The sequence below is a fragment of the Intrasporangium sp. genome, assembly GCF_040414665.1.
Classification (GTDB): domain Bacteria; phylum Actinomycetota; class Actinomycetes; order Actinomycetales; family Dermatophilaceae; genus Intrasporangium.
Window position 1 is genome coordinate 1 of the sequence record NZ_JBEDUL010000022.1, and the last position, 22,749, is coordinate 22,749.

The 22,749-nt window shown below is 69.2% G+C and carries 23 protein-coding genes; 16 read left to right on the top strand and 7 right to left on the bottom strand.

Features of this window, described 5'->3' with window-relative positions; genetic code table 11:
• Positions 1-197, bottom strand: a 197-nt coding sequence (locus ABF401_RS02660; protein ID WP_353507985.1) for a hypothetical protein, incomplete at its 3' end; no start/stop codon positions are given.
• A gap of 200 nt (positions 198-397) precedes the next feature.
• Here ABF401_RS02660 and ABF401_RS02665 point away from each other — a divergent pair.
• The 3 genes from ABF401_RS02665 to ABF401_RS02675 all read left to right on the top strand — a co-directional run bounded on the left by ABF401_RS02665 (position 398) and on the right by ABF401_RS02675 (position 2,637).
• On the top strand, positions 398-766 hold the full coding sequence (locus tag ABF401_RS02665; RefSeq protein ID WP_353507986.1) for an META domain-containing protein: 369 nt from the start codon (positions 398-400) through the stop codon (positions 764-766).
• Between the two features lie 60 nt (positions 767-826).
• Complete coding sequence (locus ABF401_RS02670; RefSeq protein ID WP_353507987.1) at positions 827-2,137, top strand: hemolysin family protein; 1,311 nt, start codon at positions 827-829, stop codon at positions 2,135-2,137.
• 89 nt (positions 2,138-2,226) lie between these two features.
• On the top strand, positions 2,227-2,637 hold the full coding sequence (locus tag ABF401_RS02675; RefSeq protein WP_353507988.1) for a DUF7144 family membrane protein: 411 nt from the start codon (positions 2,227-2,229) through the stop codon (positions 2,635-2,637).
• Positions 2,638-2,691: 54 nt separating this feature from the next.
• On the opposite strand, the gene ABF401_RS02680 is transcribed toward ABF401_RS02675, so the two are convergent.
• Positions 2,692-2,940 (bottom strand): DUF8691 family protein, encoded by a 249-nt coding sequence (locus ABF401_RS02680; RefSeq protein WP_353507989.1) that lies wholly within the window; start codon positions 2,938-2,940, stop codon positions 2,692-2,694.
• A gap of 187 nt (positions 2,941-3,127) precedes the next feature.
• On the opposite strand from ABF401_RS02680, the gene ABF401_RS02685 reads away from it, so the two are divergent.
• The gene (locus ABF401_RS02685; RefSeq protein ID WP_353507990.1) at positions 3,128-5,782 is read left to right on the top strand and encodes a winged helix-turn-helix domain-containing protein; all 2,655 of its coding nucleotides are present in this window, start codon (positions 3,128-3,130) and stop codon (positions 5,780-5,782) included.
• 125 nt (positions 5,783-5,907) lie between these two features.
• Entirely contained in the window at positions 5,908-7,557 is a 1,650-nt protein-coding gene (locus ABF401_RS02690; protein ID WP_353507991.1) for an AI-2E family transporter, read from the top strand.
• Here the strand turns inward: ABF401_RS02690 and ABF401_RS02695 are convergent.
• Both ABF401_RS02695 and ABF401_RS02700 read right to left on the bottom strand, forming a co-directional pair.
• Positions 7,554-7,772, bottom strand: a complete 219-nt coding sequence (locus ABF401_RS02695) for an SHOCT domain-containing protein (protein ID WP_353507992.1) — start codon at positions 7,770-7,772, stop codon at positions 7,554-7,556. The genes ABF401_RS02690 and ABF401_RS02695 overlap by 4 nt on opposite strands.
• A 21-nt stretch (positions 7,773-7,793) precedes the next feature.
• Positions 7,794-8,180 (bottom strand): SHOCT domain-containing protein, encoded by a 387-nt coding sequence (locus ABF401_RS02700; RefSeq protein WP_353507993.1) that lies wholly within the window; start codon positions 8,178-8,180, stop codon positions 7,794-7,796.
• A gap of 191 nt (positions 8,181-8,371) precedes the next feature.
• On the opposite strand from ABF401_RS02700, the gene ABF401_RS02705 reads away from it, so the two are divergent.
• The 5 genes from ABF401_RS02705 (at position 8,372) to ABF401_RS02725 (ending at position 12,419) form a co-directional block, all read left to right on the top strand.
• Positions 8,372-9,718: an ATP-binding protein gene (locus ABF401_RS02705; RefSeq protein ID WP_353507994.1), complete on the top strand. Its 1,347-nt coding sequence runs from the start codon at positions 8,372-8,374 to the stop codon at positions 9,716-9,718.
• Between the two features lie 28 nt (positions 9,719-9,746).
• Positions 9,747-10,220, top strand: a complete 474-nt coding sequence (locus ABF401_RS02710) for a DUF6069 family protein (RefSeq protein ID WP_353507995.1) — start codon at positions 9,747-9,749, stop codon at positions 10,218-10,220.
• A 107-nt stretch (positions 10,221-10,327) separates the two neighbouring features.
• A complete protein-coding gene (locus ABF401_RS02715) occupies positions 10,328-10,771 on the top strand; it encodes a hypothetical protein (protein WP_353507996.1) in 444 nt (147 codons plus the stop codon).
• 82 nt (positions 10,772-10,853) lie between these two features.
• Positions 10,854-11,399, top strand: coding sequence for an NADPH-dependent FMN reductase (locus ABF401_RS02720; RefSeq protein WP_353507997.1), 546 nt, complete (start codon positions 10,854-10,856; stop codon positions 11,397-11,399).
• Positions 11,400-11,576: 177 nt separating this feature from the next.
• Positions 11,577-12,419 (top strand): NYN domain-containing protein, encoded by an 843-nt coding sequence (locus ABF401_RS02725; RefSeq protein WP_353507998.1) that lies wholly within the window; start codon positions 11,577-11,579, stop codon positions 12,417-12,419.
• A 48-nt stretch (positions 12,420-12,467) separates the two neighbouring features.
• On the opposite strand, the gene ABF401_RS02730 is transcribed toward ABF401_RS02725, so the two are convergent.
• From ABF401_RS02730 to ABF401_RS02740, 3 genes are all read right to left on the bottom strand, one after another.
• Positions 12,468-14,327, bottom strand: a complete 1,860-nt coding sequence (locus tag ABF401_RS02730) for a hypothetical protein (RefSeq protein ID WP_353507999.1) — start codon at positions 14,325-14,327, stop codon at positions 12,468-12,470.
• An 85-nt stretch (positions 14,328-14,412) separates the two neighbouring features.
• Entirely contained in the window at positions 14,413-15,192 is a 780-nt protein-coding gene (locus ABF401_RS02735; RefSeq protein ID WP_353508000.1) for a GNAT family N-acetyltransferase, read from the bottom strand.
• A gap of 92 nt (positions 15,193-15,284) precedes the next feature.
• Positions 15,285-15,533, bottom strand: coding sequence for a hypothetical protein (locus ABF401_RS02740; RefSeq protein WP_353508001.1), 249 nt, complete (start codon positions 15,531-15,533; stop codon positions 15,285-15,287).
• Positions 15,534-15,811: 278 nt separating this feature from the next.
• Between ABF401_RS02740 and ABF401_RS02745 the strand changes: the two genes are divergently transcribed.
• The 6 genes from ABF401_RS02745 to ABF401_RS02770 form a co-directional block, all read left to right on the top strand.
• Positions 15,812-16,849 carry a trypsin-like peptidase domain-containing protein gene (locus tag ABF401_RS02745; RefSeq protein ID WP_353508002.1) on the top strand — a complete coding sequence of 346 codons (1,038 nt, stop codon included), beginning with the start codon at positions 15,812-15,814 and terminating at the stop codon, positions 16,847-16,849.
• A 1-nt stretch (position 16,850) separates the two neighbouring features.
• Entirely contained in the window at positions 16,851-17,933 is a 1,083-nt protein-coding gene (locus tag ABF401_RS02750; protein WP_353508003.1) for an effector-associated domain EAD1-containing protein, read from the top strand.
• The gene (locus tag ABF401_RS02755) at positions 17,933-20,914 is read left to right on the top strand and encodes an AAA family ATPase (protein WP_353508004.1); all 2,982 of its coding nucleotides are present in this window, start codon (positions 17,933-17,935) and stop codon (positions 20,912-20,914) included. The genes ABF401_RS02750 and ABF401_RS02755 overlap by 1 nt, the downstream gene beginning before the upstream one ends.
• Positions 20,915-20,920: 6 nt before the next feature.
• Positions 20,921-21,430 (top strand): hypothetical protein, encoded by a 510-nt coding sequence (locus tag ABF401_RS02760; protein ID WP_353508005.1) that lies wholly within the window; start codon positions 20,921-20,923, stop codon positions 21,428-21,430.
• Between the two features lie 168 nt (positions 21,431-21,598).
• Entirely contained in the window at positions 21,599-21,988 is a 390-nt protein-coding gene (locus tag ABF401_RS02765; RefSeq protein WP_353508006.1) for a BatC protein, read from the top strand.
• On the top strand, positions 21,989-22,749 hold a 761-nt coding region (locus ABF401_RS02770; RefSeq protein ID WP_353508007.1), incomplete at its 3' end, for a cupin domain-containing protein. It lies immediately after the preceding gene.

Below are 22,749 nucleotides of genomic sequence, written 5' to 3' on the forward strand. Positions count from 1 at the left end.
CGCCGCCCCCGCCCTGGGGTGACCTCCGCCGGTTCGGGGGCCGCGCTCTCTGCCGCGGCGGCCGGACCAGCGGCGTCGGGTGTGCTGGCCAGCGAGGACCAGAACGCATCGGCGGCGGCCCGGCCGTCGGCCTCGTGCCGCGCCTGCACCTCGGAGAGCCGGGTGCGCAGCTCCTCGAGCACCGCCACGTTCGCCATGTCTCGAACATATGTTCGACAGCTATGCCTTGTCAATGCTTTTGGGGCGTTTTGTGCCGCGGGTTCTGAGGGCCAGCCGGTGCCCTCTGAGGGTTGGGCTGGGAGCGAGCTCAGCGGCATACGGAACATGGACGTCCCGCGGCGCTGACTGCACACGCGACGAGGAGCGGGCCCAGACACGCTGGTGGTTGACTGCCTTCATGAGCAGCGAGTCAGGACCCTCAATGCCGGCGCCGAAGCCAGTCTGGGTCGTCGAGTCGATCGGCGGCGTGCCGACCATCGATCCCAAGCCGGAGATCTCCCTGACCGAGGACGGCCGGGTGGTCGGGACGACAGGGATCAACCGGATCATGGGGAGCTACGAGGCCGAGAACGAGACGGTGCGCATCTCCGGAGGCGGGATGACCCGGATGGCCGGCTCCGATGAAGCGATGGACCAGGAACGCCGCTTCCTCAGGGCCCTCGAGGGCTGGAACTCCTTCTTCGTGCGGGGCGACCGCCTCGAGCTCGGCCCGCCCGACACTGGCCTCGTCTGCGTTGCTTCCTCTCGTCAACAGCCGATCGAGTGACCGACAATCGAGCGTAGGCGCTGGCTCTGAATACGATGGACGCCCGCAACGAAAGGCTCGGTGCCAGACCAGGTGTCCGGTTATTGGTTCAACGTCGCCCTCGTCCTGTTCCTCGTCCTCATCAACGCCGCCTTCGCGGGCAGCGAGATGGCCTTGGTCTCCCTCCGGGAGGGGCAGCTCAAGCAGGTGGAGAAGGAGGGCACCGGGCGCGCCCTGCGGCTCGTCCACCTGGCCAGGGACCCGAACCGGTTCCTCGCAACGATCCAGATCGGGATCACCCTCGCCGGATTCCTCGCCTCGGCGACGGCCGCCGTCGCCCTCGCTGCGCCGCTCGTCCCCGCTCTGAGCTTCCTCGGAGGCGCCGCCGAGGTCGTCGCAGTGGCGGGCGTGACGCTGGTCCTCACCTTCCTCACGCTCGTCCTCGGCGAGCTCGCCCCGAAGCGCCTCGCCATGCAGATGGCCCTGCCTTGGGCCAAGGCCGTCGCCCGCCCCCTCGACCTGCTCTCGACTCTCTCCCGACCGGTGGTCTGGATGCTCGGGGTCGCCACCAACACGGTCGTGCGCCTGCTCGGCGGCCGGGCCGAAGCGGCCAGTGAGGAGCTCACGCCCGACGAGCTGCGCGAGATCGTCACCACGCATCAGGGGCTTGGCCCGGAGCAGCGCGAGATCATCACCGGTGCTTTCGACATCCAGGAGCGGACCCTGCGAGAAGTCCTCGTGCCGCGCAGCCAGACCCTCTTCCTACGCCATTCGATGCCGGTGGCAGAGGCCCGAAGCCTCCTCGCCCACCAGGGCCATTCCCGGGCCCCGGTCATGCGCGGCAACAACCGCGACGACGTCATCGGCGTCGCACACTGGGCCCTGCTCCTCGACGACGGCCACGGACGCCACGTGGGCGAGGTGGCCACGCCCGCCCTCGTCCTGCCAGATACGGCGAAGGTGTCGGCCGCCCTCCGGCGGTTCAAGGCAGAGCGCCAACAGCTCGCCGTCGTCATCGATGAGCACGGCTCAGTGGACGGGATCGTCACCCTCGAGGACCTGCTCGAGGAGGTCGTCGGCGAGATCTACGACGAGACCGACTCCGACTCGATGGACGTCACGAGGGCCGAGGACGGCTCGGTCACGCTGCCGGGCACCTTCCCCGTCCACGACCTCCAGGACGTTGGTGTCGAGGCCAACCTGGTGCGGCACGGCGAGTACACGACGGTGGCCGGGCTCGTGCTGCAGCGCCTGGGCCGGATCCCCAAGGCGCCGGGAGACACGGTTGACATCGACGGCTGGACCGTCGAGGTGACAGCTGTCGGGCATCACGCCATCACGGAGGTCCGCCTCGTCCCGAGGGCGCCCGAGGAGGCGTCAGCCGGCGACTGACCTCGTTCCGCACGTCTCATGCTGAACGGGTGAGGCTGGTTTCGGGTTCAGCATCGAGGATGGATTGCGACCACGACCAGGGAGGATTCATGACGACCTCATCCACCTCATCCACCACTTCGACGCGTCGCGGCTGGGGGCATGGCCTGGTCATGTTCGCCGGAATCATGATGGTGGTCGTCGGGATCCTGGAGTTCCTGCGGGGCCTGACGGCACTTTTCGAGAACACGCTCTTCGTCAACACGCCGAAGTACGTCTTTGCCTTCGACGTCACGACCTGGGGCTGGCTGCACCTGATCTGGGGCGTCGTGCTCGGCGCCGTGGGCGGGGCGATCCTCGCCGGCAGGCTGATCGGGCGCATCGTAGGTCTGTCGATCGTCACCATCGCCCTGGTGCTCAACTTCGTGTCGCTGCCGACCTACCCGCTGTGGTCGATCGTCCTGATCGCCCTGTGCGTCTTCATCATGTGGGCGCTGTGTGCCGAGGACGAGATCGCCTGAGCCCAACGTCAGGCTGGATTGCTCGTCAGGCTGGATTGCTGCGCCGGGATGGGCCTATTCGGCCGCCTGACGGTTCGCTCGCGCCGACGTAGAACGGCTAGAGGGCACGCGGGTGATGTCGATGAGCTCCAGTCCCAGCGCTTTGATCCGCTCGATCAGCCCGTGCAAGGCGGCTTGGTCGAGCGATCCGGCCAGGACGGTAGCGCTGGGCTCGAGGCGAATCGTCAAGTCGTCGAAGGCCTCCCGCGCAGCAGGGCCGATGACGCCCGCCACGCGGACTTCGTAGTTGGTCCGTGACGCCACTGCACGACCTCCCGCATCGACGTCCTTCAAGGGTGGTACTGCCGGTCCGAGCCTCGGATCACCCAAGGCGGATGAGGTCGGACGCGCGCTCCACGACGACCCCTGGCCCTTTTGCGTGTCGCCCGAATTTTTCCGTGCAAAGCACGCCATCGCGATTACGCTGGGAAACGGTCCAAGGTCCCGCGTCGTGCGCGGCTACATGGCCGAGCACTCCAAAAGGGGGGTGGTGAAACTGCTCTACCCGTTCCGCGCGCGCCAAGGCCTCGTGCCAGCCCTTCCGGCCAAACACGTCCCCCGTCCCCGCTTGGTCGCGGCGCTCGAGAGTGCGGTGGAGGTCAACCCACTGACGCTGATCTGCGCTGGACCCGCCTCTGGCAAGACCGTGCTTCTCACCGAGTGGTCGCGATCGAGACCGCGTCGACTCGTGTGGGTCTCGCTCGACCCGGCAGACAACAGCCCCGCCGCGTTCTGGACTCTCGTCGGCGAGGCCCTGCTGCAGTCGGGCCACGCGCCGCGAGTCGACCCTGATGACCCGATGCGATCGGCAGAGGCGGACGTCATGAGACGGCTCGAGAGCGCCTCGGGCGACCAGGCAAATCCGCTCGTCATCGTCCTCGACGATGCGCATTTCCTCACCGACACCGAGGTCATCGCCACGCTCGATGCACTGCTCACGCGTCCACCTCCGGGACTGCGGGTCGTGTTGGCCGCGCGGAGCGACCCACTCATCCGGTTGCACCGCTTCCGCATCCGCGGCCAGCTCGGGGAGCTGCGAAGTGCCGACCTGGCGATGACGGAGCCCGAGATCGAGGAGCTGCTCGCCACCCATCGCGTCTCCATCGGGCCGGAATCGCGGGCGCTCCTGGCCGAACGCACCGAGGGCTGGGTCGCCGGGGTCAGGCTTTCGGCACTTCGCATGGAGGGCAGCCCCGAGCCCGAGCGCTTCGTCAACGAGTTCGCCATGGATCGGGGAAGCATCGGCGAGTACCTCGTTGAGGAAGTGCTCGCGGCCCTGGACCAGACGACCCGCCGGCTCGTCATCCGGACCAGCGGTTGCGAGCTGGTCTGTGGGGAGCTGGCCGACGCCATCTGCGAGACCACTGGGAGTGCCGAGCTCCTCTCCCGCCTCGCGGCCGCAAACTCCTTCATCACCCCGGTCGGCCACGACGGGGTTTGGTTCCGCAGCCACCCGCTCTTCAGGGAGGTGTTGCGCCACCTCCTTCGCGGTGAGAGGACCGCTGTCCAGCAGGGCATCGAGAGCCGGGCCGCTCGCTGGCACGACGGAAAGGGCGACCTCATCGATGCGCTCCAGCACGCCTTGCGGGCCTCTGACTGGGCCTACGCCACGGACCTGCTCGAGCGGGGCGGCTTCGAGCAGGTCTTCTTCCGTGACGGAGAGCAGTGGGTCAGCGAGCTCAACCGTTATCCCGATGCACCGTCCGACAGCGCCACGCCCGGCCTTCACCATCGCCTTCTGGCCGGGCAGGCGGCAGTGGCGTGCCTGCTGGGGCGCCACGATCGAGCTCGTGAGCTGACCCTCGACCTCGAGGCCCTGGGAATGGCCGATCCACCGAGCTCGTTGGCCGACGTCGCGAGACTCAGCCTGGCTGCCCGATCGGGTGACCGCGACGGGGTCGATGCGGCGGTGGCGGCGCTGGTCGCCGCTGACCCGGGCGGTGTGTTCGAGGCGTTCGCGCTGTCGGAGGCAGGAGCGGTCCACCTGTGGCAGATGGCGGACGGCTTGGCCGTCGAAACGCTGGAACGCGCCCTCGCCCTTGCCATGCAGCTGTCGCTGTCGGCCGTCGCACTCGCGGCCGGAGGTCGGCTGGTGCTTGCGCACTGCATCGCGGGCCGCTTCTCGATCGCCGAGAAATACGCGCTGGATGCTGCGGGGATCAACGGTGCCCACCCACGGATCCCCGATGCCTCCGCCGGGCCGTTCCACGTCGGCACGGCCGATCTCGCCGTGTGGAGGGGCAACCTGGAGGGTTGTGCTCACGCCCTGCAGCTCGTGGACACCGCGCGGTTGAGGAAGCGGGATCCAGCTCTCTCCTGCGCGGCGACGCTGGTTCAGGCTGCCGCCCTCCAGGCCGCGGGCGACTACCTCGGGGCGCGGGCGACCATCCTCAGCGACCCGTCGTGCTCGCTCCCCGGTGCGTGGAGCCTCCGAGCGGTGAGCACGGTGGCCCAGCTCGAGCTCATCGCACAGAGCGGTCGCCCGCTCGTCGCCCTCCACGCCTTCGAGAACGGGGATCCGCCGTCCAACGACGTCCTGGCCTCGCGGACTCATCTCGCCCGTGCTCGAGCCCACCTCGCGGCGGGTGACTTCGCCGCGGCCGGACTGATGGCGCGACGCGTCATCACCGCCTCACATCCAGCCACCACCCCCGCCCTCGTCGCTGCCGTCATCGTCGAGTCCGAGGTGGCCCTGGCGAGCGGCGAGGAGACCTCCGCCGTCGAGAACCTGACACGGGCCATCGACCTCAGCTCGCACGAAGGAATCGCGCTCCCGTTCATGGAGCCGACGCCCCGCTTGGCCGCGCTGCTGTCAGACCACCCAAGCCTCGCCGCGGGGTGGCCCGTGCCACTGCACTCCGGAGCCTCGGACGCCGCCGCGCACTCGGAGACGCGCCAGCACCGTGCCCTGCCGGAGCCACTCACCGACCGCGAGCTGTCGGTGCTGCGTTGGCTGGCCACGCGAATGACAACCGCTGAGATCGCAACGGAGCTGTTCGTGTCGATGAACACCGTGAAGACCCATCTCGCCTCGATCTATCGCAAGCTCGAGTCGTCCAGCCGCCGCGAAGCGGTCGCCCGGGGCCGAGAGCTGCACCTCATCTGACGCCGTTCACCCCCCTTCGCAGTCGTGGCGCCAGCAGGCCCAGGATCATCCACGATGGATGAGGCCCCCAGCATGCGGTGTGACGACCATGGCTGTGCGGCTCAACTCGACGAGAGGGCACGGACATGCCTGACGCAATGGTCGTCCTGGGATGTCACTATGAGGATGCCGAAAGCGCTGACGCCGACCTCGTCCGGCTCACCTCCGATGACGGCTCGAACCCTGCAGCGCTGCGAGACACCGCCGTCACCGCCCTGGCCGTTGACGTCGCCGGCGAGCCGGAGCGCTTGCGGAGTTCGCTGGCGGACGCCGTGCTCGTCGGCCTGCTTCCGGGCGTTGCCCTGCGCGACGGCTGGGTCCGAGCGGACGCACCCGGATCCGACGTCGGCCGGCTGGTGACTCGGGTGGTGAACAGTCTCCGTCCCGCTGACGCGCAAGCGCTCGCCGAGGTCCTCCACCAGGGCCCCCGCCTCCTCCTCGTCGTGACCCCTGAGCCGTCGCTCGATGCCGCCACCGCACTGACCTCGCGCGCCACGGGCCGGGTCACCGCCCGCCTCGCCGGCGACATCGATGCGCTGAGCACCGAGGCGCAGGCCCTGCTCACCACCTCGCCGACGCCTGAGGCGGACCACAATGCAGCAGCTCTTGAGGCCCCGCCCAGTCGGCTGGCGCCCGAGCTGCGCACGGCCTGGCGCGTCGGCCTGGTCCTGCTCGGGATCGTGCTGCTCTACAGCGCCGGCCAGTTCATCCTGCAGGACGGTGGCCTGCTGATCTTCCAGCTCATCATGGCGTGGCTGGCGAGCATCGCCATGGAGCCGGCCGTCGGACGTCTCGCCCGCCACATGCGGCGAGGCGTCGCGACCGGGCTGGTCATGGTCGGGGTCATCGTCGCCGCGGTCGGCTTCTTTGCCGCCTTCGGCAGTCTGCTCGCCGACCAGATCGGCAACCTCGTGGCGGCGCTCCCCGGCGCTGTCGAGGCCGCGATCGCGTGGATCAACACGACATTCCACCTCAGCCTTGACGGCGCGGCGCTCGCCGCCCAGCTGCAGGCCTCCCCGGGCCAGATCGCCTCGCTCGGCGCCGAGGTGGCCGGTGGGCTGCTGGGGATCATCGCCGGCCTCGTCGGCGGCATCTTCTCGATGTTCACCATCGGGCTGTTCATCTTCTACTTCTCCGCCGACGCCCCACGCTTCAAGCGGTGGGTGGCGCGACTGCTGCCGCAGCGACGGCAGGAGGTCTTCCTCGTCGTGTGGGACCTCGCGGTGGAGAAGACCGGCGGATACGTCGCCGCTCGCATCGTCCTGGCGGCCATCAGCGGGTCACTCACCGCGCTGTTCCTGCTCATCATCGGAATGGACTACTGGCTTGCTCTGGGCCTGTGGACCGGCGTCGTTGCCCAGTTCGTCCCGACCATCGGCACGTACATCGCCATTGCACTTCCGGTGTTGGTGGGACTGACGAGCGCCGACCCCGTCGATGGCGTGCTCGCGCTCGCGTTCGCCCTCGTCTACCAGCAGATCGAGAACCTCACCATCGAGCCCAAGATCAGTGCGGATGCGGTCGACATGCATCCAGCAGTCGCCTTCGCATCCGTCCTGCTGGGAGCGGCGCTCTTCGGCGTCGCGGGAGCCTTCTGCGCCGTCCCGGTCGCGGCTCTCGGGCTGGCGCTGTTCGAGATCTACAGCCGCTCGTACGAGCTGCTGCCGCAGTTCGAATCGCCCGCCCCGCCGACGGTTCGAGAAGGCCGTCTCCGGCGGAGGCGTGCCCAGCCCTAAAGGTTGAGCAGCCGCGACTTCTGAGTGGCGTACTCCTCCTCGGTGAGTACCCCCTGCTCGCGCAGCTGGCCGAGCAGGCGGAGCTGCGAGATCAGGTCTTCGCTCTGGGCAGTCGGTTGAGGGGACGGCGGCGGCTGGCTCGCGGCGTCTCGCGCCTGCGGGTCCAGCGCCGCCTCTCCACCCTCCTGTTCACGTTTCGACTGCCGCCGTCCCATGGCAGATCACTCCTGCGCCGGCTACGCGAGCGCCTTGGCCTTGAGGGCGTCGAACTCGTCTCGGGTGATCGTCCCGGAGTCGAGCAGGTCCTTCGCCTTCGCGACCTGGTCAGCCGCTCCGGCTGCCGTCGGCTGTCCAGCGACGTCCCGGATGTAGTCCTCCTGCATCTTCTGGACCGTCTTGACCTCCGCCATTCGGCGGCGGCTCATCCCCGAACCCCGAGCGATGAGGTAGATGAGCGAGGCGATGAGGGGCAGGATCACCAGGAACACGACCCAGGCTCCCTTGGCCCAGCCGGAGGTCTCGTTGTCACTCATCAGGTCGCCGAGAATCATGAAGAGAACCATGAGGTAGGCCATGAACGCGAAGAAGATGACGATGAACCACACGATGTCCCAGAAAGACATGCCAGATCCTTCCCGATGCTGACGGGCACACCCAGCCGGGTGCCCGACAAAATTCTCTGAAGACGAGCACTGCCCGGGATCACCCGTAACGGATGATTGGCTCCGCGCCCCACGATGGCAGGCTCCGACCGTAGGGAGGGGCGCTCATGTCTGTAGACCTTCAATCGAGTCCGGGCGACAGCGTGGCTGTTGTGGCCTCGTCGTCCGACGGCCGGTCGTTCCTGGTACGCGCGAGCGCCGGGGCCGCCATGACGCCCGGTGAATACGTCAGGATCATCCGCCGGGACGGGGCGGACCTGCTCGGCTTCGTCGAGGAGGTCACCGGCCATGACTCCTCGGGGGTGAGCGCAGCCGGGTCCCTGATCGACGACGGCAGCGCCGTCGAACCCACGCCGTTCCTCGACGCAACCGCAGTGCCCAGCTCCCCCGACTCGGTCGTGCAGGTGGTGTCCGGCCCGGACCGGGAGCTCGAGCTCGGCCGGCTGGTGTCGATGCCGAGTGTCGGCGTCGGGCTCGTTGCACGTCGCTTGAACCGGCACACCTTCTGGTGCGGCCAGAGCGGCTCCGGCAAGACCTACGCCCTCGGCGTCGCGCTTGAGCGGATCATCCTGCGGACCCGGTTGCCCGTCGTCGTGTTCGACCCGAACAGCGACTTCGTCAAGCTCGACACCGCTCGGGACGGCGTCGATCCGGCGGTCGGTGACGCGCTGTCCGAGCGCGACGTCAGGGTGCTCCGCCCGGGAACCGGGCCGGACGCGCTTCGGGTTCGCTTCGTCGACATGAGCCCACGTGCCAAAGCAGCGATTCTGCGCCTCGATCCCGTGCTGAACCGAGGGGAGTACCACGCGCTGCTCCGGCTGGCGCCGGCGCTGCAGGGCGTCGACGCGATGGACATCCCGGCGCGGATGCGAGAGGTCGGCGGCCTGGACGGCGAAGCTCTCGCGCAACGCGTGGAGAACCTCGGCCTGCTCGAGTGGCAGACCTGGGCCTACGGGCACGAGGCGGCCACCGATGTCATTGCCAACCGTCCCGCCGCGACGGTCCTCGACCTGGGCGCCTTTCACAGTGGGGACGAGCAACTGGTCGTCGCACTGGCGGTGCTCGAGGACCTGTGGGCGCGGCGGGAGGAGCGCCGGCCGGTGCTGCTCGTCATCGACGAGGCCCACAACCTCTGCCCGCCGGAGCCGGAGGGGCCGCTCGGCGTTGCGGTGCGCGACCGGATCATCCAGATCGCGGCAGAGGGACGGAAGTTCGGCCTGTGGTTGCTCCTGTCGACGCAGCGGCCGTCGAAGGTGCACCGCGGCATCGTGTCGCAGTGCGACAACGTCACCGTCATGCGGATGAACTCCCCCGGTGACCTTGCCGAGCTGGCCGACCTCTTCGGCTTCATCCCGCGCGCCATGCTGGCGCAGTCGGCTCGCTTCAGGCAGGGGGAAGCACTCGTCGCCGGGGGGTTCGTGGCGATGCCGAGCATCGTGCGAGTGCGCGATCGCATCACCCTCGAGGGTGGCATCGACGTCCGGGTGCCCATGCCGTGAGGCGGGCTCGATAGCAGGGAGGTGAGCCATGAGTTCAGTTCAACCGTCCTATGGTCGCGCCGAGGAGCGGCCACAGTTCAGCGCCCAGACGCTGTGGGCAGGCGGCTGCGCATCCGCCTTGGTGGCGGCTCTCATCGCCCTCGTGGGGGTGCTGATCTTCCGAGGCGTCTTCAACATCCCCGTGCTCGCCCCCGAACGCGATGGAGCGTGGGGAGATTCCTCGACCGTGGGCTACATGATCGCCGCGGCCGTCGGAGCCCTGCTGGCCACCGGACTCGTGCACCTCTTGCTCATCAGCACCCCGCGTGCCCTGCGCTTCTTCTCCTGGATCATCGGCCTCGCCACGGCTGCTGCGGCGGTCGCCCCCTTCGCGACCGATGCGGAGATGTCGAGCAAGGTCGCCACCGGGATCATCAACCTGGTCATCGGCATTGCCGTGCTCAGCCTGGTGAGCGCCGTGGCCCGGTCGGCCATCGCGCGTGGCATGAACGAGCCGCGCTAGCGGCCGGGACGGGACGCCCACTCAGGCCACATTCCCGGGAGAGCCAGCTCAGCGGCATACGGCCCAATGCCTGTGTAGGCACAGACGATGTCGGGCACGCTAGTCACGTGGATGTTGATGAGGCAGTGGAGCGATACGGCAGCGCCAAGCGGGCGGATGGCCCCGAGCCGCGCACGCGGCCGGCTGGCCTCGACGACGAAACGGTCAGGGCGCTCGGCAAGCTGTCGGAGGCGCTCGAGGTCGTTGAGCATGCGCGCGGGATGCTCTATGCCTTTCACCGGCTGACCGGGCGGGCCGACGCAACGCTCCAGAAGGCCGTCGCCCAGATGCGCGAGGCCGGCCTCGACACCCAGGCCGACGTCGTCGAGGAGTGCGTCGTGGGGCGCAATGTGCTGCCGGGGATGTGGACCTTCCAAGTGGTCGAGGCCTATGACGACTGCTACTGGAGCGTCTTCCGGGAGGTCGTCGCCCGCGTGCGCGAGGAGGTCGGCGAGACGGAGCGGCATCGCTACGAGGCAGAGATGCGGGAGAGGGAGCAGCAGCCGCGGTGAGGTGAGCGGGCCAGTCGGGGGACACGCGGCTCCTACCGGCGGCCTCGGGAATGGATCCGGTCCGCACCGAGTTAGTTGAATTGTGAATCAGTTACGCGTCATCGTCTCCAGCACTCGTCCCGGCCGCATCGGCCCCCAGGTCGCCGAGTGGGTCGCCGCCCAGGCGCCCGCCGCCGAGTGGGAGGTCCAGCTCCTGGACCTCAGCGACCTGCCGTTCCTCGACGAGGAAGAGCACCCCAAACAGGGCAAGTACGCGTTGGCGCACACGCAGCGCTGGGCCAGCGAGGTCTTCGAGTCGGACGCGATCGTCGTCGTGACGCCGCAGTACAACCGGAGCTTCCCCGCGCCGATCAAGAACGCCATCGACATGCTCTTCGCCGAGTGGGACAGCAAGCCGATCGCCATCGTCGGCTACGGCTGGAGCGGCGCGGTTGACGCCGCCGCCGACCTCACCAAGGTGCTGACGCACGTCAAGGCCGACGTCGTCGGATCCACCGGCCTCGTCTTCACACAGGACCTCACCCCTGAGGGCGAGCTCATCACGACCGACGAGCGGCGTGCCGAGCTCGGCGAGCTGCTCGAGGCGCTGTCCGTGCGCCTCCGCCAGCGCCAGAGCATCAGCGCCTGACCTTCCCGTGGCACGCAGACTGCTCCGCGCGCCGGAGCAGTCTGTGAGTCGACTTCTTGTGTCGTATGCCGCTGAGCTGGGTTGCGCTCGCTGGTGACCGAGCGTCCCGGTGACCTTCCGTGGACTCGCATCCTGCTCCGCGTCACGGAGCACGATGCGAGGGGGCAGGATGAGGCCATGACGACCGTGCCCAACGGCAACGCCTCCCTCGCCGTCCTCATCGATGCCGACAACGCGGACGCCTCGATCATCGAGCCGCTCCTCGCGGAGATCTCGAAGTTCGGCGTCGCGAGCGTCAAGCGGATCTACGGCGACTGGACCACGCCGCAGCTCGGCAGCTGGAAGAGCGTCCTGCTCACCCACTCCATCCAGCCGATCCAGCAGTTCGCCTACACGGCGCGCAAGAACTCCACCGACAGCGCGATGATCATCGACGCGATGGACCTGCTCCACACGGGCACGTTCGATGGCTTCTGCATCGTCTCGAGCGACAGCGACTTCACGCGGCTCGCCTCTCGGCTGCGTGAGTCAGGCAAGCGGGTCGTCGGCTTCGGCGAGCGGAAGACCCCCGACCCGTTCGTCCAGGCCTGCGACCAGTTCGTCTACACGGAGATCTTCCGGGCGGGCCCCGAGGGCGACGGCGCTGCGCCTCCGACCAAGAGGAAGACCGAGGCGGAGCTGCGCCAGGACGCCCGCCTCGTCAACCTCTTCCGCACCACCATCGACGCGGCCTCCGGGGAGAGCGGGTGGGCCGGCCTCAGCGCGGTGGGCAACCTGATCGTCAAGCAGGCGCCCAACTTCGACCCGCGCAACTACGGCTACACCAAGCTGAGCGACCTTGCCGAGGCAATCGGCCTGTTCACGCTTGACCGCGAGGGCGGCGGGCTGCGCATCGCCGACACGCGGACGCTGCCGAAGACGCCGGCCAAGAAGACCGCTACCAAGGCCGCCAAGAAGGCGACGGCCACGACGGCGCCGGCGAAGAAGGCCACCGCCAAGAAGGTCGCCGGTTCCCGCTGACAACCCGATGCCGTATGCCGCTGGGCTCGCTTGCGCGCAGCCGCTGCCTCACGGGGTGGCGGGGTCAGCACCCTGCTGGACCCCAGCGTGCCACGAGGCGATGTGGTCGACCTGGATGGCTTCCACCCAGTAGTCGCTGTGCCCGCGCACCGTCTCCGTGTCGGGAACCCTCTCGTTCAACGCTCCTGGAATGGGGGTGGCGATGGGGTCGGTGTCGCGCCAGACGTTGACCCACCCAGCCGCCCGGGTATCCACGGCGTCGAAGAAGGCCTTGGAGAACGTGCTGGTGAAGAAGGTCCGATAGAGCGACCGGAGTGGTGACCCGCAGGTCACGAGATAGACGCTCTTGGGAGTCAGCGGTTCCTGCGCTCCTTCTCGCTCGTCCGCGAGCGTCCACGCCGCGAGGACCGACCCTTGGCTGTGCCCGACCAGGACGACGACGTCGTCGGGCACAGTGGCCTGCTGTTCGCGGATGCGGGCTCGGAGGTCCTCGACCACCGGCTGGCGGTAGGACAGGCCGGCGAGCGGGTGGGAGCGCACTGGCCAGAAGCCCAGGACATCGGCGACCGATGACAGGACCTGGGTCAGCCTGCCCCCTCCTGCACCCCCCGTCACGAACCAGACGGTCAGGACCGCGGCGAGCACGTGCACGATCACGACGGCCAGCGAACGCCAGCCGGCCGAGAGGCTGACCAGACGCCATCCGATGAAGAGGAACGTGAGCCAGACCAGAACCGGGCCAGCCACCGCCGCCAAGCCAGTATTCCCGCTCAACCTGTCGATCGCCTTGTGGACCAGCCGCATCCGTTCGCCCCTGGCGCCACCGGGGCCATTCGCGTTGCTCGGATCCTTTCCCCGCTGCAGCACCCAGAGTGCCACCACGATGAGCAGGGGCAGCACGGCAAGCGGGATGAGGTCCACCCACTCGTCCGTGCCGTCAAGGTTGAGCGGCAGGACCGATCGCTCGGTGCTGGCCAGCCGCGGCGGCCCCGTCTGACCTTCGACTCGGAGGCGGACGTAGCGGCTGAGCCAGTCCAGCCCCAGCCGCAGGATGGAGCCGCCGGCGTTGAGGAGGACGAACGCTGCAGTTACTGCGAAGCCAGAGCCCCACCAAGCCGCGCTCTTCAGGCCACGGTAGGCGCGGTCGCGCGAGGCCCAACCCAGAGCCAGCCACCACGCGATGACGGCAACCGTTCCGACCAGCACGTAGAGCCGGATCGGATCGAGGAAGTGCCCCCGGTTGTCGAGCCAGCCGACCAGCCACCGCAACTGCGGATAGTCCAGCCGGATCGTGGCCGGTTGCAGCAGGGTCAGCGCTGCACCGGCTACCAACAGGACGCCCACGTGGATCACGACCAGCGTTCGCGAGACCAAGGCCGCCGGCCTCACCCGGCCCCGGACCATGACGACGAGGCTGAGGGCCGCCGCGATGAGGAGGCCAAGCGACCGGGCGCCGCCGTTCCACCGGCCAAAACCGAGCGCGAGCCCAAGGTCGCCTTGACGCAGCACCGTCTCGGCCCAGGCGACCACCCAGAGCAAGGCTCCCAGGCTGATCAGGGGCCCGAGCACACGCGACGTCATCAGGGTGATGCGGCGATCCACCCTCCGGATCTTCGCCAAGGCGGGCTCGGGCTCGCCCTGCGCCTGCGATGGCGCGGCTCGCATCTCCGCCGCGACGTTGACGAGCGTGAACGGCAGGGCGATGAACCAGAGATAACGCGCGCTCTCGCGGGAGAAGCGGGACCACACGAGGAGGCGCAGCTCGTGGTGAGGGACGATGGGCGCCGTGTACGCATCGACCACCCCGACGTGGTCGCCGTCGGTGGCGGGGGACGATGTCGAGAGCGGCAAGGAGCCGAGGGCCCCGGAGGCCTTGTGGTCGCCAATCCCGTGCAGCCGGTACTCCATTGCGCCTCCACACGTCGTGAGCGAAGCAGGTATGCCGATTGAACTGCAGGAGACAGGGCACCGTGGAGTTTCCGCCCAACCTTCCTCAGCCGGGGCGCCGCTCGACGGTGATGTGGCTGCCGGCCTCGCGCAGGCCGAGTGACCGGTAGAGGGTGATCGCCGGACCGTCGGTGTCCGCGACGATGACGACCTGCTCGACCCCCGGTTGGGCGAGCGCCCACTCCCCCGCGGCGTGGACGACGGCGCCGGCCAGGCCGCGCCGACGGAAGTCCGGGTGAGTCATGACGACGCGGTAGCGCGCCCGCGGACCGAGCACCACGATGCCCGTCCGCGCGACGAGCTGGCCGTCCACGAACGCGCCGAACCACTTCCCCTGCCCGGACTCTGCCTGTTGTCGCTCGGCGCGGGCGCGCAGTACCTCGAAGGCCAGGCGAGCCTCGGGGTTGCCGTCCTCGTCGTCCGAGGACAGGAGCAGCACCGACTGCTCCCAGTCGTCACCCGTGCGGAACGGCCGGATCTCCACGTCCATCGCGGGGATCGGTGGCGCCGTGAGCCGCTCGGCTGCCAGGGCCGTGTCGAGCTCGACCGTGCAGCCGTAGTCCTTCCACCCCGAGTGATCCGCGTCGACCTCGAGAATCGCGAAGGCCCGGTGTGCAGCATGAGGGAACTCGGCCTCGAATCGGTCCAGCCACGAGGGGATCTCGCTCGCCGCTGGGGCTCGCTCGAGGAGCAGGAAGTTGCCCCAGTAGTACCTCGGGTTGCTCGCCGTCCGGATGACCAGACACGTCCCCTGGTCCGTGATCGTCGTGCCCTCGAGCTCCAGAATCGCGAGGTCCGTGGCCAAACCCGGGGTGTCGATGCGCACGAGCGGATCGTATGTCGCCGTGTCCGCTCCACGGCCTTGAACCGAACCACCCGCCCGGGCTCAGGGGGGCAAGCCGGGCGGGTGGTCGGTGGTCAGGAGGCCATGCGGACGACCGCGCTCGCCGTGAGCACGGCGGCGATGACCAGCAGGGCGAGCGGCGCGGCCGCGAGGACCGAGGAGGGCTCCGCACGGCGGACCCTGGCTCCTTGAGCGCGGCGCGGCGCCTCGTCGCTCGAGATCCGGACCGGAGCCTTCTCGGTCATGCGGGTCTCTATCCGCTGCATCAGCGCGAGGAGACCGATCATCACGACGATCGGGGTGGTCAGCATCAGGGCGTCCATGGGTCGCTTCGTCTCCAGAGGTATGGAATGCGCGGTCGCCCCTGCCTCAGGGGGGTCTGCAGGGGCGACCGCGCTGTCATGTAGACGACCCCGTACCCATTTCCTGACGCACAAACTGCACTGACTCCGACCGTGTGATCGAGCGAACAGGATTCGGGGCAAAAATCCGCTTCGTGCACCAAGGGGGCGGCTGAGTGCTTCACTTGGAAGGGAGTCGCGTGGATCGCCAGGGGCGGCTCGCATGGCACCAGGGCAGCACGACACTTCGTGGAGCGGCCATGAGCAACGTCCTCGACAGCTACCCGCTCGACTTCTCGGACCCCGACATCCAGCGGCTGAAGAGCACGCTGCTGAGCACCTTCGACTCGACCGCCGCCGTGCGCGACCTGATGAGGTCAGCCGGCGTCGATGCGGGTTTCGTCGAGCTGTCCGGACCGATGAACCTGGTCTGGACGGCGGTGCTGGACACCGCCCGCAAGCAGGACCGTCTCCGGGTCCTGCTCAGCACCGCTGCCAAGAACCCGAACGCGGCCGCCATCCGGCCCATGCTCGACTCGCTGCTGGAGCAGACACCTGCCGCCTCCACCAACCCGACCGCCTCGATCGACGACGTCGCGTGGAAGGTCGACCCCGCCGACACCGACGGCCTGGAGCGCACCATCGAGGCCCAGTCGACACTGCTCGACGTGTCCTTCCTCGAGCGTGGCCTCGAGCTCAGCCCCTCCGTCGCGAAACTGCTCGTGACCCTGAACGATGGCAGGCGCTACTACGGCACGGCCTTCCGCATTGGCGAGGACCTGCTCCTCACCAACCATCACGTACTCTTCGACGACGCCGGTCCAGCCACGGCCGTCGAGGCCTGGTTCGGCTTCGAAGTGTCCTTCGGTGGCGCGCCCCGCGAGTACACCGTGGTGGCGTGCCGGCCCGAGACCATCATCGGCAAGGCCGACCACGACTGGGCCGTCGTCCGAACCGCGACCTCGATGCCGGAGTCGGCCCGGGTCATCCCGCTCAACGCGGCCACAGCGCCCAAGCCGCTCGACCGGGTCTACATCATCCAGCACCCGCAGGGTCGCGAGAAGAAGATCGGCATGATCCACAACGTCGTGGTCGCGGTCACGGATGACGTGATCCAGTACCGCACCGACACGGAGGCCGGCTCATCCGGCTCGCCGGTCTTCAACGAGCAGTGGCAGCTCGTCGGCCTGCACCACCGCTGGGGCAGCACGGTCAAGGACGGACGCACCGAGTACTACAACCAGGGTCGCCGGATCGAACGGGTCGTCTCAGCCCTCAAGGCAGCGGGGGTGCTCTGAGATGGGACTGCTCGACCGGCCCTTCGACCTGACGGAACCGGATGCCCGGGACCTGCTCAACTTCCTGCGCAAGACGTTCCAGACCAGGGCGGAGGTCCGGAGCTTCGCGCTCGAGGCCGGCGTCGATCTTGGCTTCGTCGACCTGGAGCAGCCGGTCGCCTACCTCTGGCAGGACGTGGCGATGACCGCGGCCAGCCAGAACACGCTGCGCGCCCTTGTCGAGCGGATCGTGGCCAACCCGAACAGCACCCAGGGAAGGACCCTGCTCAACCGTCTGCTCGGCGAGCCCGTCGACCAGTCTGAGGACCCGGATCCCGGCGCCGAACCCGAGCCCATCCCGGACACGGTCTTCGAGACGGCGGTGCTGTGGGACGAGCTGCCCTTCATCGACCGCAGTCCGCTGCGAACCAACCTCAAGCAGATGCTGACCGGCCAGTCCCGACGAGCGCTGCTCGTCATGGGCGAGTCGGGGACCGGCAAGACGTACACCCGCCAGTTCATCCACTACCTGGGCGAGCACGGGGGGCCGAAGTGCGTCAAGGCGATCGACATGTCCATCCGTGCCGGTACGCCGATAGACGTCCGTGAGCTGGCCTCGATCATGGCCGGCACGTTGGTGGACAAGGAGTCCCCCACCTTCGACCCGACCGCCCAGGCGGAGACCGTCGTCAGCCGCTTCGTGCCGTGGCTCGCCGATGAGGTCCGCGGCCTGCGCCAGCCGGTGTGGCTCATCCTGGACGGCTTCACACCCACGACGGCAACCGGCGGCGCCCTCCAGCTTGTCGACGCGGTCGCCCGCGCCGCAGCCAACCGCGATCTCGGCCCGGTCCGCGTCGTCGTGCTCGGCTACTCCGGCAACCCCGCATCGGCGGGGCTTGCGCTGCCCGAGCAGATCGGCCTCCCCACCCGCGACGACGTCAAGGCCTTCTTCCGCCGGGCCGCGCTGGCACTCCAGGAGGTCGAGCCGGACGATGGCGCGCTCGACGAGGTCGTGGACAGCCTCGGGCCCCTCGACGGGCGCACCATGGCCGAGCTCGGGCCGGCCGCCATGGTGCAGGCACGAGCCGTCTTCGGGGTGACCTGATGGTGGATGCCGAGGCGAAGCGGTCACCCGTCGTCACCGCCGAGGAGGTGCAGGCCCGGCTCGCGGCGATCAAGCAGGAGCGCGCGGGCGCCTACGCCCCGCCACCGATGTCCGAACCGGAACGGCCCGTCACGGACTTCCAGCGTCGGTGCCGTGCACGAGTGGTCCTCCTCGACTACTTCGACGCCACGGCGCTCCGGAACCCGTCGGCCGGACCTGCGAAGACGGCGGCCCGACGGCCGCGCTCCCTCAGTGACCGCATCCGTTCCCTCCTCGTTCGGGCCTATGGCCAGACCCGGGTCGCCCCGGAGTCCGCATCGCCCCTCGACCCGGTGGAGTCACAGGCCCTGGACGACTTCGCGGCCCAGGACTGCGACCTCGTCGCGACCGGCCACGGCACCGGCTGGCGGCTGCGCCTGCCGGTCCGGCACGAGACGCTGCGCGAGCTCGGCGTGGATGGGGCCCTCAACGAGCTCGCGAGGGCCGACGCGATCCCAGCGGGCGAGGACGACGTCACCCACCGCATGGCTCGCCGCCTGTTGGAGGGAGACCGCGAACTGCACGGTCTGTCCGCGACCGAGCTCAGCGGCATACTGCGGGCTCTCGAGTGGCTTGCCCCGCTGGGACTGGACCTGCCCACGGAGCCGGACGTCCGGGCTGCCCTCGACCTCGCCAACGTCCTCGCGCCGTTGCGCGCGGTGGCCGGGCCGGACTTCGTCGGGCGTGAACGCGAGCTGGGGCTGCTCGAGGACTTCCTCACCGAGGCGGCTCCCGGCGGCACGCGGGCGCGGGCGCTGGCCATCCACGGCCCCGGTGGGATCGGCAAGTCGACGCTGCTGGCGCGCTTCGTGCTCGACCATGTCGGCCAGGACGCGAACCGGCGACGCGAGGAGCCGCTGCTCTTCAGCTACCTCAGCTTCGACCGCGGGGAGCTCGACCCCCAGTTCCCCCTGACGCTGCTCGGCGAGGCGGCACGGCAGATCTCGCTCCAGGCTCCCGAGCTCATCGCGCCGCTCGCCCGCGTGCGCCAGCAGATCGACGAGGTGCTCGCGGCGCAGATGGCCTTGCGCAACGAGGCGACCACCATCCGGGGCAGCTCCAAGCGAGACGCACACCGCCACCTGTCCGACGCTGCGATCGTCGCGGACGTCTTCGCCGAAGCGGTCGGCTCGGTGGTGGGCGACACGCCGCTCCTGCTCGTCCTCGACACCTTCGAGATGGCGCAGCGCCGGAGCCGCTCCTTCCTCGGCCAGCTCGACGCGGCGCTGCACCGCATGCATGAGCGGCTCCGCAGCCTGCGGGTCGTCGTCGCGGGCCGCGCACCGGTCGAGGAGCTCACCGTGCGCAACGTGCCCCTCGAGGGACTCGACGAGACGCTGTCGGAGGCCCTGCTCACCAAGGCCCTCAACGGTCGCAAGGTCGATCCGGCCCTGATCCGGCTCATCGTGGAACAGGTGTCCGGCAACCCGCTCAGCCTCCGGCTCGCCGCCGACCTCGTCATCCGCGAGGGTTCGCAGGCCATCTCGCAGGGACGTGGCCGACGGCGCCTCCTCTACGACCTGCGCGCCGAGCAGGTCCAGGGCGTGCTCTACCGGCGAATCCTGGACCACGTCGACAAGCAGGTCCGGCCGCTCGCGAATCCGGGGCTCGTCGTCCGGCAGATCACTCCTGACGTGATCCAGCAGGTCCTCGCGGAGCCCACCGGCATGGGCATGGTCTCTCCCCTGCGGGCTCAGCTGCTGTTCGAGCTGCTCGGCCGCGAGGTCGCTCTGGTGACGGAGGCGCGCCCCGGGGTCCTCGTCCACCGCGCCGACGTGCGCCGGGAGATGCTCCCGCTACTCGCGGCCGAGGACGCCGACCGGGTGCGCGACATCCATGAGCGAGCGATCGCCTACTACCAGAAGCGAACCGGCATCGACGACCAGATCGAGCACCTCTACCACCGGCTCATGCTCGGGCAGTCGAGTGAGGTCCTTGACGCCAACTGGAACCGCACGGCCGCGACGTTCCTCGAGGACGCGTGGGACGAGCTGCCGCCCGAGGCCCGGGTCTACCTGGCGGGCCGCCTCGGAGTCGAGGCGTCTGCGGCCGACCTGGCCGCGGCGGACCGCACGGCCTGGATCCGCCAGGCGACAAGCCAGGCGCGCGCCCTGCTCGATGCCGGCCAGCCGGGACAGGCCCTCGAGATCCTCGGTGGTCGCACGCTCGTCCCCCGTGATCTCTCGGTCACCCGTCTCGTCGTGGAGGCTCTCGCCTCACAGGGCCATGACACGGCAGCCCTCAGCGAGGCGCGTGCGGCGATCGCGGAGGCCGACGAGCGCGGCCTGCCGCTGGAGTACCTGCAGCTCAACCTCCTCGCCGGACGCATCGCCGAGGACTGGGCATCGGCCGCCGGCGACCCGACCGGGTTGGTCGAGGCGGCTCGCCTCTACCTGGAAGCGAGGCAGAGCGCGGTGGACTTCGGCGCTCGCACGGAGGCGCTGACCGCCGGTGTCGGTGTGCTCCGAGTGGCTCGCCGAGCGGCCCGACCGCTGGGTGACCTGCGGCTTGAGGATCTGCGGCACGAGCTCGTGTCTGACGTCGCCACCCTGACCGACCGCGTCAAGGCCACCCATCCGGGGCTGTTGCGCGAGCTCGCGGCCGAGCTCGGCGACGAGCTGCCCACGCTGCTCGTCGATGCAGCGCGGCACATCGGCGTGGAGACCGAGGGCAGGACGGCGCGCCAGCTCCCCCAGTCCTCACAGGAAGCCCTGCAGAGGGCCGCAACCCGCGACCTACCGCCAGCTCCGGCACCAACACCGCCGCCGTGGACGTCGTCCCACGAGCAGCCGCCGGTCACGTCGAGCGAGGTCGGCCAGAACGTCGCCGACGCCCTGAGCACCAGTCCGGAGGATGACCACCTCAAGGAGTCGCTCAAGGACTACTGGCAGTCCGAGGCGGACCGACCGTCCTTCGACTACGACGCAGAGGGGAAGGGCTGATCACCGATGACCTCGACGGAAGGCAAGCCGGCCGCGGGTGGGGGGACTGACGACAAGGGCAACGGCGTGCCGTGGAACCTGCTCTTCATCGCGGCCATCGCGATCGCGGTGGTCTACATCGTCGTCGCCTTCATCACCCTCAACCGGGCGGACGACGCTGACGTCACGGAGAGCGCCTGGCTCCGCATCGTGTTTGTCGTCCAGGGCGTCGAGGCCATCGCCTTTACGGCGATCGGCTGGCTCTTCGGCCGAGAGGTTCACCGCGGAGCTGCCGAGGCCGCCAAGGAGCAGGCGGACGAGGCGAAGCAGGAGGCGGTCGGAGCCGCGGAGCGGGCGACGGTTGCCGAGCGTGATGGCTGGCGGCTGGCCGAAGCGATCCGGGCTCGGGCAGAGGTGCAGGCGCCGGTGCCCGGGCCAGGTGGCAACGAGCGAGGTTCCGATGACGACCAGCCCTCGCCGGATGGCGGCTTGGCTGGGCTGAAGTCCTTGGCGGACAGTCTGTTTCCCCCCGCCTGAGGCGACGACGACGATGCCGTATGCCGCTGAGCTCGGTGCCGCTCGGTCGCTGGCTCCCCGGGTGGCTGAGTGCACTGACCGCTCCCTCCGGTAACAGGGTCCGGGCGTGGGTACCGGTTCGTTGGACGGGCACGACTGGGTGTCCGCTCGACGAGAGGAGCTTCACCGATGAGCGACACGAACGACATGAGCACCGGCGCCTCCGACGACACCACGGGCATGGGCAACCGAGCGGACAGCGGCATGGACGGGACGGCGGACAAGGATGCCGCGAACAACCCGGCCATGAGCGATCCGGCTGGCACCTCGTCTTCCGGCGAGGGACCGGCTGACGGTGGCGCAGACCCCGGCGGCGTGGACGGCGGTGCCGATGGCGGCGCTGGCGGCAGTGAGGGACCCGCTGACGGCGGCGCGGACACGAGCGCCCACGACGGTGGCGCCGACGGTGGTGCCGACGCCGGCTCGCAGAGCGGTAGGACCAACACCGGGTCGATGGACGGCGCGGCCAGCACCGACGAGTCGCTCGACGGCGGCGCCGATGAGGGCGCCGGCCGCTGAATGTCGCTCACCTCGACCAGCCGAGGGTCGGCTGCCACTCGCCGACCCTCGGCCTTGGCGCGTCTCGTTTCGATTGACCTCGACCGCTTTGCGGAGGAGCACTGGGGGCTGCAACCGCTGGTGTCGCTTGCTGCTGAGCTGCCGGAGGCCTTCGACGACCTGTTCTCGCTCGACGCCGTGGACGAGCTCGTGTCTCGGCGGGGACTGCGGACGCCCTTCGTCCGAGTAGCGAAGAACGGTCAGACACTCGCCGACGCGGCGTTCACGTCGGGCGGCGGGGTTGGGGCCGGCATTGCGGACCAGGTGAGCGACGACAAGCTGCTGGGCCTCTTCGCCGAGGGCGCGACGATCGTGCTGCAAGGGCTGCACCGAATCTGGTCGCCGATCAACGACTTCGTCTCTACGTTAGCCGAGGATCTGGGGCATCCCGTTCAGGCGAACGCCTATGTGACGCCGCGCCAGAGCCAAGGTTTCAACGACCACTATGACGTGCACGACGTGTTCGTCCTCCAAGTTGCCGGCGAGAAGAACTGGCGGATCAGACCCCCTGTCCACGTCTGGCCCACTCGCGATCAACCGTGGACTCAGTATCGGAGCCGTGTCGAGACCGCGGCGGAGCAGCCGCCCTTGCTCGACGAGACACTCAAGCCCGGCGACTGCCTCTATCTCCCACGCGGGTTCCTCCACTCGGCGACCGCGACCGAGGACGTGAGTGCACACCTGACGCTCGGCGTCCACACCTGGACTCGGGTCCACATCGC

Bases quoted from the DNA above. Each gene is read 5' to 3' on its own strand.
- ABF401_RS02765 (WP_353508006.1), top strand. From the start codon at position 21,599: ATGAGCGACACGAACGACATGAGCACCGGCGCCTCCGACGACACCACG.
- ABF401_RS02710 (WP_353507995.1), top strand. From the start codon at position 9,747: ATGAGTTCAGTTCAACCGTCCTATGGTCGCGCCGAGGAGCGGCCACAG.
- ABF401_RS02730 (WP_353507999.1), bottom strand. From the start codon at position 14,327: ATGGAGTACCGGCTGCACGGGATTGGCGACCACAAGGCCTCCGGGGCC.
- ABF401_RS02745 (WP_353508002.1), top strand. From the start codon at position 15,812: ATGAGCAACGTCCTCGACAGCTACCCGCTCGACTTCTCGGACCCCGAC.
- ABF401_RS02700 (WP_353507993.1), bottom strand. From the start codon at position 8,180: ATGTCTTTCTGGGACATCGTGTGGTTCATCGTCATCTTCTTCGCGTTC.
- ABF401_RS02750 (WP_353508003.1), top strand. From the start codon at position 16,851: ATGGGACTGCTCGACCGGCCCTTCGACCTGACGGAACCGGATGCCCGG.
- ABF401_RS02760 (WP_353508005.1), top strand. From the start codon at position 20,921: ATGACCTCGACGGAAGGCAAGCCGGCCGCGGGTGGGGGGACTGACGAC.
- ABF401_RS02755 (WP_353508004.1), top strand. From the start codon at position 17,933: ATGGTGGATGCCGAGGCGAAGCGGTCACCCGTCGTCACCGCCGAGGAG.
- ABF401_RS02695 (WP_353507992.1), bottom strand. From the start codon at position 7,772: ATGGGACGGCGGCAGTCGAAACGTGAACAGGAGGGTGGAGAGGCGGCG.
- ABF401_RS02725 (WP_353507998.1), top strand. From the start codon at position 11,577: ATGACGACCGTGCCCAACGGCAACGCCTCCCTCGCCGTCCTCATCGAT.
- ABF401_RS02675 (WP_353507988.1), top strand. From the start codon at position 2,227: ATGACGACCTCATCCACCTCATCCACCACTTCGACGCGTCGCGGCTGG.
- ABF401_RS02665 (WP_353507986.1), top strand. From the start codon at position 398: ATGAGCAGCGAGTCAGGACCCTCAATGCCGGCGCCGAAGCCAGTCTGG.
- ABF401_RS02690 (WP_353507991.1), top strand. From the start codon at position 5,908: ATGCCTGACGCAATGGTCGTCCTGGGATGTCACTATGAGGATGCCGAA.
- ABF401_RS02740 (WP_353508001.1), bottom strand. From the start codon at position 15,533: ATGGACGCCCTGATGCTGACCACCCCGATCGTCGTGATGATCGGTCTC.